Annotated in this window: 6 protein-coding genes; 2 read left to right on the top strand and 4 right to left on the bottom strand. The window is 67.5% G+C overall.

Annotated features, from left to right (window positions below; translation table 11 throughout):
• The coding region (locus A5706_RS00870; protein WP_231984925.1) for a PHP domain-containing protein at positions 1-631 on the bottom strand (631 nt) is incomplete at its 3' end.
• A gap of 22 nt (positions 632-653) precedes the next feature.
• Positions 654-1,085, bottom strand: a complete 432-nt coding sequence (locus A5706_RS00865) for a hypothetical protein (protein WP_068126127.1) — start codon at positions 1,083-1,085, stop codon at positions 654-656.
• 51 nt (positions 1,086-1,136) lie between these two features.
• Here A5706_RS00865 and A5706_RS00860 point away from each other — a divergent pair, with 51 nt between their 5' ends.
• Together A5706_RS00860 and A5706_RS00855 are read left to right on the top strand one after the other, a co-directional pair.
• Positions 1,137-1,985: an LLM class F420-dependent oxidoreductase gene (locus tag A5706_RS00860; RefSeq protein ID WP_068126124.1), complete on the top strand. Its 849-nt coding sequence runs from the start codon at positions 1,137-1,139 to the stop codon at positions 1,983-1,985.
• A gap of 108 nt (positions 1,986-2,093) precedes the next feature.
• Entirely contained in the window at positions 2,094-2,297 is a 204-nt protein-coding gene (locus A5706_RS00855) for a TetR family transcriptional regulator C-terminal domain-containing protein (protein ID WP_068126122.1), read from the top strand.
• A gap of 360 nt (positions 2,298-2,657) precedes the next feature.
• Here the strand turns inward: A5706_RS00855 and A5706_RS00850 are convergent, their stop codons facing one another.
• Positions 2,658-4,124, bottom strand: coding sequence for a glutamate synthase subunit beta (locus A5706_RS00850; RefSeq protein WP_068126120.1), 1,467 nt, complete (start codon positions 4,122-4,124; stop codon positions 2,658-2,660).
• On the bottom strand, positions 4,117-8,706 hold the full coding sequence (gene gltB, locus A5706_RS00845; RefSeq protein ID WP_068126119.1) for a glutamate synthase large subunit: 4,590 nt from the start codon (positions 8,704-8,706) through the stop codon (positions 4,117-4,119). Before gltB ends, A5706_RS00850 begins: the two co-directional genes overlap by 8 nt.
• Positions 8,707-9,489: the final 783 nt, after the last annotated feature.

Raw genomic sequence — 9,489 nt, 5'->3', positions numbered from 1 at the left:
GACCATCGCGAACGGGTTGTCGCCCGAGCGGTTGCGCAAGCAGCTCGACGTCATCGACGGGTTGCGCGAGCAGTTCGCGCCGATGCGCATCCTCACCGGGATCGAGGTCGACATCCTCGAGGACGGCAGCCTGGACCAGGAACCCGAACTGCTCGCGCAACCCGTCGATGACGTCGAGCTGCTTGCGCAACCGCTCGGGCGACAACCCGTTCGCGATGGTCAGCCGCGGCGAGTGATCGGTCAGCGCGCAGTATTCGTGGCCCAGCGCCGACGCGGTGGCCACCATCTCCTCGATCGGCGCCGATCCGTCCGACCAGTTCGAATGCAGGTGCAGGTCCCCACGCAGCGCGGCGCGCAGGTCGCCGCCGCCGAGATCCTCGACCGCCGAGCGCAATTCAACGAGGAGGTCCGGTTCGCGGCCGGACCAGGCCTGGTCGATCACCTTCGCGGTCTTGGGCCCGATCCCCGGCAGCGTCTGCCAGCTATTGGCCTGGCCGTGCCGCTCGCGCGCGGCGTCGTCGAGGCCCTCGATGATGTCGGCGGCGTTGCGATAGGCCATCACGCGCCGGGGGTCGTGGCGGCTCCGGTCCTTGTAATAGGCGATCTGCCGCAGGGCGGCTACCGGGTCCATGGCTCCAGTGTGCCCGGCCCGGTCACAAGAATTGGCCCGCGACGAAACCCGCGAGCAGCACGCCGAAGCCGCCGATCTCCCCGGCGATGAGCAGCACCATTGTCACTTGCAGGCCACGGCTGGGGTTTTCAAACTGGTTCACAGTGTCGCGTCGCGCCCCGTGGCTGATGTAGCCGAGGATGGCGGCGACGAAAAATAAGACGACGACGCCCGCGGCGGTCAGGTTGACCCACGCGGCCCAGGCGCTGAGTTCGACGAAGACGGCCAGCAGCAGCGTCGCGAACGAATAGAGCAGCGCCGCCCGGTGCGCGATGTCGACGTACGGATGGGCGCGATGATCGTCGGCCGTCATGATCTGGCGGTACTTCCAGACCCCGAGGACGAGCGCCAGCAGGAAGATCAGCCCAGCGGCCAGCAGGGTGATCCTGGTGTCGATTCCGAGCGCGCCCGTCATCGTCCCGATGAGTTTAGTTGCGCTTCATAAAGATCGACTAACGTCGGTTCCATGCGATTCGCGTTCAAAACCTCACCCCAAAACACCACCTGGGCCGACATGCTCGCCGTCTGGCAGGCCGCCGACGATATCGAGGTCTTCGAGTCCGGCTGGACGTTCGACCACTTCTATCCGATCTTCTCCGACAGCAGCGGCCCTTGCTTGGAGGGGTGGACGACGCTGACGGCGCTGGCGCAGGCGACGAAGCGGCTGCGGCTGGGCACCCTTGTCACCGGCATTCACTACCGGCACCCCGCGGTGCTGGCGAACATGGTCGCCGCGCTCGACATCATCTCCAACGGGCGCCTCGAGCTCGGGATCGGCGCCGGGTGGAACGAGGAGGAGTCGGGCGCCTACGGCATCGAGTTGGGCTCCATCAGGGAACGCTTCGACCGATTCGAGGAAGCCTGCCAGGTGCTGATCAGCCTGCTCACCGAAGAGACGACAGACTTCGCCGGCAAGTACTACCAACTCAAGGGCGCCCGCAACGAGCCCAAGGGCGTGCAGCGCCCACATCCGCCGATCTGCATCGGCGGCAGCGGCGAGAAGCGCACCTTGCCGATCACCGCTCGCTATGCCCAGCACTGGAACTTCGCCGGCGGTCCGCCCGAGCTGTTCGCGCAGAAGCGCGACGTGCTGGCCGCGCGGTGCGCGGACATCGGGCGCGACCCGAAGGAGATCACCATGTCGGCGCACCTGCGCTTGGACGCCGACCGCAACTACGGCCAGGTCATCGACGAGGCTGCCGCGCTGGGCGCCGAGGGCCTGGACCTGGGCATCGTTTACATCAATCCACCGCACGACCCCGCCGTGCTGGAGCCATTGGCTAAGGCGATTCGGGACTCCGGACTGCTCGGGTAGGTCTGACGCTCAGGGCACCGCCCGTGCCGACTGCGGCACGCGGTGCACGTGCGGGTAAGGCTGGAGTGCCCACCGCATCGTCTTGGCGGGCCTGCCCAGCGTCTTCAGGTGTTCGGCCGTGTGCTAGCCGCGGCGCTGGCCCGCGCCCGAGACAACGGCGAACTGTGCCCCGATCGTGACCCCGCGGACGTCGCAGCCGCTCTCATCGACGCCTTCCGGGGTGCGCTTGCGCGAGCCCGGGTCTACGAGCAATCGCAACCGCTCGATCTGTTCTTCGCGACGACGGCCGAGTGGCTAACTCGCGCCGGCTAGCGACCCACCGGTCCGAGCAAACGCGTCGCTGGCCGAAAAGTGGAGGATGAAAATAACGGCGGGCGCTTACACCCCGAAGAGCATCAGCTCTTCGGCCGTGACCAAGCGTTCGAGCTTAGCGGGATACTCCCGGCTCTTCACCGGATGGCGTAGCCATGACCAGGCGATTCGCCCCATTCGCGACCGAGGTACTGGGTTGACATGCACAGTGATCACTCCTGCGATCGGTCCGATCCAGCGGGACGCCCCCGTGACTTCTTCGCGATGAGCCCCACAGAGAACCATTAGACAACAATCGTCTGGCAAACGTACGCAGAAACGCCGAATTGAATTCTTCTGTTTCTGGTGTGACTGATGTGACTACGTCAGCGGGGCAGCGGTGGGCTTGATCGGCGCCGGAAGTGCCGTCGAGCCCATCAGGAACCGGTCGACCCCCGCGGCCGCCGCCCTGCCCTCAGCAATCGCCCAGACGATCAACGACTGGCCGCGACCCATATCGCCGGCAACGAATACCCCGGGGACCGACGTGTCGAAGTCGGCGCCGCGGGCGACGTTGCCGCGCTCGGTCAGCTTCACTCCGAGATCGGTGAGCAGACCCTCCTTCTCGGGACCGACGAACCCCATCGCCAGCAACACCAGGTCGGCCTCGAGCTCGAAGTCGGAGCCCTCGACCTTGACGAACTTGCCGTCCTGCATGGTCACCTCGTGAGCCTTGAGGCCGGTCACGTGCCCGTCCTTGCCCACGAACTCCTCGGTGTTGACCGAGAACACCCGCTCGCCGCCCTCTTCGTGCGCCGATGACACCCGGTACATCAGCGGGTAAGTCGGCCACGGGGTCGACTCGGCGCGCGCCTCCGGCGGGCGCGGCATGATCTCGAACTGGTGCACCGCGATCGCACCCTGCCGGTGCACGGTGCCCAGGCAGTCGGCCCCGGTGTCGCCGCCGCCGATGATGACGACCTTCTTGCCCTTGGCGGTGATCGGCGGCTCGCCGTCGGGACCCAAAACGTCGTCACCCTCCTGGACGCGATTGCCCCAGGGCAGGAACTCCATCGCCTGGTGGATGCCGTCCAGCTCCCGGCCGGGGATGGGCAGGTCGCGCCAGGCGGTGGCGCCGCCGGCCAGCACCACCGCGTCAAAGTCGCCGCGCAGCTGTTCGACGGAGATGTCCACGCCCACGTTGACCCCGGCCTTGAATTCGGTTCCCTCGGCGCGCATCTGGTCCAGCCGACGGTCCAAGTGCCGCTTTTCCATCTTGAATTCAGGGATGCCGTAGCGCAGGAGCCCACCGATGCGGTCGTCGCGCTCGAACACGGTCACGCTGTGGCCGGCGCGGGTCAGTTGCTGGGCGGCGGCCAGGCCCGCGGGCCCGGAACCCACCACGGCGACGGTCTTTCCGGTCAGCTTGTCCGGGGGCAGCGGCACCACAAAGCCTTCGTCGAAGGCGTGGTCGATGATCTCCAGCTCGATCTGCTTGATCGTCACCGGATCCTGGTTGATGCCCAGCACGCACGCCGGCTCGCACGGGGCGGGGCATAGCCGCCCGGTGAAGTCCGGGAAGTTGTTGGTCGCATGCAGCCGTTCGATCGCGTCGCGCCAACGGCCCCGGCGCACCAGGTCGTTCCATTCGGGGATCAAGTTGCCCAGCGGACATCCGTTGTGGCAGAACGGGATACCGCAATCCATGCAACGGGTTGCCTGATGGCGCAGGGTCTCGTCGTCGAAGTCTTCGTAGACCTCGTTCCAATCGCGCAGTCGCAGCGGGACAGGCCGGCGCTTCGGCAGTTCCCGATGTGTGTATTTCAGGAAGCCGGTGGGATCAGCCATGCGCGGCCGCCATGATCGCCTTGTCGACGTCGATGCCGTCGCGCTCCGCCTCGGCGATCGCCTGCAACACGCGCTTGTAGTCGCGCGGCATCACCTTGACGAAGTGCCGGTGCTGGCCGGGCCAGTCCGCGAGGATGCGCTGGCCGACAGCGGAATCCGTCGCATCGACGTGCGCCTGGATGGTGCCCCGCAGGTACTCCAGGTCGTCCTCGTCGAGCGCCTCGAGCTCGACCATTTCGGCGTTGAGGTTGTTCGGCAATTCGCCCTCCGGGTCGTATACGTAGGCCACGCCGCCGGACATGCCCGCCGCGAAGTTGCGGCCGGTGCGGCCGAGGATGACGACCTTGCCTCCGGTCATGTATTCGCAGCCGTGGTCGCCGACGCCCTCGACCACGGCGTGGGCGCCGGAGTTGCGTACCGCAAACCGTTCGCCGACTACGCCGCGCAGGTAGGCCTCCCCGCTGGTGGCGCCGAACAGGATCACGTTGCCGCCGATGATGTTGTCCTCGGCGACGTAGTCGGCCGGCGCGTTGTCCGACGGCCGCACCACGAGGCGGCCGCCCGACAGGCCCTTGCCGACGTAGTCGTTGGCGTCGCCGTAGACGCGGAGCGTGATGCCCCTCGGCACGAAGGCGCCGAAGCTGTTGCCGGCTGACCCGTCGAAGGTGATGTCGATGGTTCCGTCCGGCAGGCCTTGGCCCCCATAGGCTTTCGTTAGCTCGTGGCCGAGCATGGTGCCCACCGTGCGGTTGACGTTGCTGATCGTGGTGGAGAACCGGACCGGCTTGCCGGAGTCCAGCGCCTCGCGGCTCATCACGATCAGCTGCTGGTCGAGCGCCTTGTCCAAGCCGTGATCCTGCCGCGAGCTGCAGTAGAGGTCCTGGTTCATGAACGCCGACTCGGGCTCGTGCAGCACCGGCGCCAGGTCCAGCTTGTGGGCCTTCCAGTGCGCCCGGGCCAGCGTGGTGTCCAGCGACCCCACCTGGCCGACGGCCTCGTTGAAGGTGCGGAAGCCCAACTGCGCCATGTACTCCCGCACCTCTTCGGCGATGAACATGAAGAAGTTCTCGACGAACTCGGGCTTGCCGGTGAACCGCTCGCGCAGCACCGGGTTCTGGGTGGCGACGCCGACCGGGCAGGTATCGAGGTGACACACCCGCATCATGATGCAGCCTGCCACCACCAGTGGGGCGGTGGCGAAGCCGAATTCCTCCGCGCCGAGCAGCGCCCCGATCATCACGTCGCGCCCAGTCTTGAGCTGCCCGTCCACCTGGACCACGATCCGGTCACGTAACCCGTTGAGCAGCAAGGTCTGCTGCGTTTCGGCCAGTCCGAGCTCCCACGGGGCGCCCGCGTGCTTCTGCGACGTCAGCGGCGTCGCGCCGGTGCCGCCGTCGTGCCCCGAGATCAGCACCACGTCGGCGTGCGCCTTGGAAACACCGGCGGCGACGGTGCCCACCCCGTTTTCGGAGACCAGCTTGACGTGCACGCGCGCGGCCGGGTTGGCGTTCTTCAGGTCGTGGATCAGCTGCGCCAGGTCCTCGATGGAGTAGATGTCGTGGTGCGGCGGCGGCGAGATCAATCCGACGCCAGGGGTGGAGTGCCGCACCTCGGCCACCCACGGGTACACCTTGTGGCCCGGAAGCTGGCCGCCCTCACCGGGTTTCGCGCCCTGCGCCATCTTGATCTGGATGTCGGTGCAGTTGGTCAGGTAGTGCGAGGTCACCCCGAAGCGGGCGGAGGCGACCTGCTTGATCGCGCTGCGGCGCCAGTCGCCGTTGGGGTCGCGGTCGAATCGCTTGACGTCCTCGCCGCCCTCGCCGCTGTTGGACCGGCCGCCGAGGCGGTTCATCGCGATGGCCAATGTCTCGTGCGCCTCGGCGGAGATCGAGCCGTAACTCATTGCCCCCGTGGAGAAGCGCTTGACGATCTCGCTGGCGGGCTCGACCTCTTCCAGCGGGACGGGGGGCCGCACGTCGCCGCGGAACTTCAGCAGCCCGCGCAGCGACGCCAGCCGCTCGCTCTGGTCGTCGACGAGCCGGGTGTATTCCTTGAAGATCTTGTACTGCCCGGTACGAGTGGCGTGCTGCAGTTTGAACACGGTCTCCGGGTTGAAGAGGTGGTACTCGCCCTCCCGGCGCCACTGGTATTCGCCGCCGACCTCGAGCTCGCGGTGGGCGCGCTCGTCGGGCCGGTCGAGGAAGGCCAGCTTGTGGCGGGCGGCGACGTCGGCGGCGATGTCCTCCAGGGTGATCCCGCCGGTCGGGCAGGACAGCCCGGTGAAGTACTCGTCGAGCACGTCCTCGGAAATGCCGACGGCCTGGAACAGCTGCGCGCCGGTGTAGGAGGCCAGCGTCGAAATGCCCATCTTGGACATGACTTTCAGCACGCCCTTGCCGGCCGCCTTGACGTAGTTGTTCAGCGCCTTGTCGCGGTCGATGCCGTCCCCGAAACCGTCCAACACACCCCGGTCGAGCATGTCCTCGATCGACTCGAACACCAGATACGGGTTAATGGCCGCCGCGCCGAAGCCGACCAGCGCCGCCATGTGGTGCACCTCGCGGGCGTCGCCGGTCTCCACCACCAGGCCGACGTGGGTGCGTGTCCGATCGCGCACCAGGTGGTGGTGCACCGCCGCCACCGCGAGCAGCGACGGGATCGGCGCCAGCTGCTCGTCGGACCCACGGTCGGACAGGATGATGATCCGCGCGCCGTCGGCGATCGCGGCGGAAGCCTGCGCACGCACCTCCTCGAGCGCGGCGGTCAGCCCGGCGCCGCCCTCGGCGACGGGATACAGGCAGGGAATGACCTTGGACCGCATGCCATGTGGGCGGCCGTTGACCTCGTCGTCCGGGTTGAGGTTGACCAGCTTGGCCAGCTCGTGGTTACGCAGGATCGGCTGCTGCAGCACGATCTGGTGACAGGAGAACTCGTCGGGGTTGAGCAGGTCGCGCTCGCCGCCGGTGGTGCCCTGCAGGCTGGTCACCACCTCCTCGCGGATGGCGTCCAGCGGCGGGTTGGTCACCTGGGCGAACAGCTGCTGGAAGTAGTCGTAGAGCATCCGCGGACGCTGGGACAGCACGGCGACCGGGGTGTCGGTGCCCATCGAGCCGATCGGCTCGGCGCCGGAGCGCACCATCGGCGTCACCAACAGGTTGAGTTCCTCGTAGGTGTAGCCAAACGTCAACTGACGCTTGACGAGTCGCTCATGCGGCATCCGGGCGTACTCGCCCTGCGGCAGGTCGTCGAGCGGAACCAGGCCCTTGTCGAGCCACTCCTGATAGGGGTGCTCGGCGGCCAGTTCCGCCTTGATCTCCTCGTCGGCGACGATGCGGCCCTGTGCGGTGTCCACCAGGAACATCCGGCCGGGCTGCAGCCGCATCCGGCGGACCACCCTGGCCGGGTCCAGGTCGAGCACGCCGGCCTCGGAGGCCATCACCACCAGGCCGTCGTCGGTGACCCAGATCCGAGAGGGGCGCAAGCCATTTCGGTCCAGCACGGCGCCGATGATGGTGCCGTCGGTGAACGTTATCGACGCGGGGCCGTCCCACGGCTCCATCAGCGAAGCGTGGTACTGATAGAACGCCCGCCGCGCGGGGTCCATCGACTCGTTGCGTTCCCACGCTTCGGGAATCATCATCAGCACCGCGTGCGCCAGGGTGCGGCCGCCCAGGTGCAGCAGCTCGAGCGCCTCGTCGAAGCGCGCCGTGTCGGACGCGCCCGGGGTGCAGATCGGGAACAGCTTCTCCACGTCGTCGCCGAAGAGGTCGGTCTTGATCAGCGCCTCGCGGGCCCGCATCCAGTTCTCGTTGCCGGTGACGGTGTTGATCTCGCCGTTGTGGGCGACTCGCCGGAACGGATGCGCCAGCGGCCACGACGGGAAGGTGTTCGTGGAAAAACGGGAGTGCACGATTCCCAGGGCGCTGGTCAACCGATCGTCTTGCAGGTCAAGGTAAAACGCCTTGAGCTGCGGCGTGGTCAGCATGCCCTTGTAGACCAAAGTGCGGCCGGAAAGGCTTGGAAAATAGACGGTTTCGCGCCCCGGGCCATCCTGACCCGGACCCTTGGTGCCGAGTTCGTGCTCGGCCCGCTTGCGGACTACGTAGCAGCGGCGCTCCAGCGTCATGTCCGACGCCCCCGCCAGGAAGATCTGCCGGAAGGTCGGCATCGCGTCGCGCGACAGCGCGCCCAGCGACGAGTCGTCGGTGGGCACGTTCCGCCAGCCCAGCACCTGCAGGCCCTCGGATTCGGCGATCTTCTCCACCGCCGCGCACGCGGCCGCGGCGTCCTTCGACGACTGCGGCAGGAACGCGATGCCGGTGGCGTAGCTGCCCGCGGGGGGCAACTCGAACTCCACGACCTCGCGCAGGAACGCATCCGGAACCTGAATCAGGATGCCGGCGCCGTCACCGCTGCGCGGCTCGGCGCCCTGGGCGCCCCGGTGTTCGAGGTTGAGCAGCGCGGTAATCGCCTTGTCGACGATGTCGCGGCTGCGGCGGCCGTGCATATCGACGACCATGGCTACCCCGCACGAATCGTGCTCGAACGCGGGGTTGTATAACCCGACGCGCTTGGGCGTCATATGCACCTGACCCTTCACCAAACGTTCTTCGCTGCCGTTACGAGCGGCTCCGGTGGGGCCGCAACCCGGGAGGGTTGCGGGTCTCGGAACCCGTTGGCCCCTTCGGTCTTGCCGATAGGCTGTGCCCCAGGCGGGATGATCCGTTGTTGGAGATTCGTCCGTGCAGCGCTGAACGGTGGCCTGAAGCTGGTTTCGACAAGTCGTAAAACGATATGACAATACCCGCCTGACATGCCAACTTCGTTAAGTCTAACCGGCAACCGGCGGCGGCGTAAATTCGTCGCGGCGGGCGGTCGACGACGGCGCCGACATGGGAGTTTTGGGCTTCGATTGTCCCAACCCCGGCGTCGATTCTAGCCGACCGGCGGGGGTGATCACCAATTCGGCCAAGTTTGCTGTGATCGCGCCCACGTGCGGCGGGGTCCGCGCCGGTCCTAGTCACCAGCGTGCTCAGCGGTCGGCGGGCCGAATCGCAGCCGGGCGGTGGCCGATCGGGCGAAAGTTTGCGCACACCGGGTGAAGGTCCGCCGGCGGCCGGTGGCCGATACTGGACGGGTACCGGTCCGGCACTCGAGGAGCCCATGAACGAGCGAGACGAATTCCTGCGGGACCGTCTGCAGCCCGACCAGCCCGGTGCGCCCGCAGCACGCACACCCGCTCCCCCGGCCCCACCCGGCTCGAGCCCCGCAACTGCCCGTCCGCCGTCGACGCGACCATCGCGCCGCGATGATGCCCAAACGCCGCCGAACCCGCGCCAAGCTCGCCCAACGGGTGGCCACCGAA

Source organism: Mycobacterium sp. E796 (assembly GCF_001672815.1).
In the GTDB taxonomy this organism is placed as follows: domain Bacteria; phylum Actinomycetota; class Actinomycetes; order Mycobacteriales; family Mycobacteriaceae; genus Mycobacterium.
The sequence above is the reverse complement of the archived record's forward strand: the minus strand, read 5'-3'. Positions and strand labels throughout refer to the sequence as shown.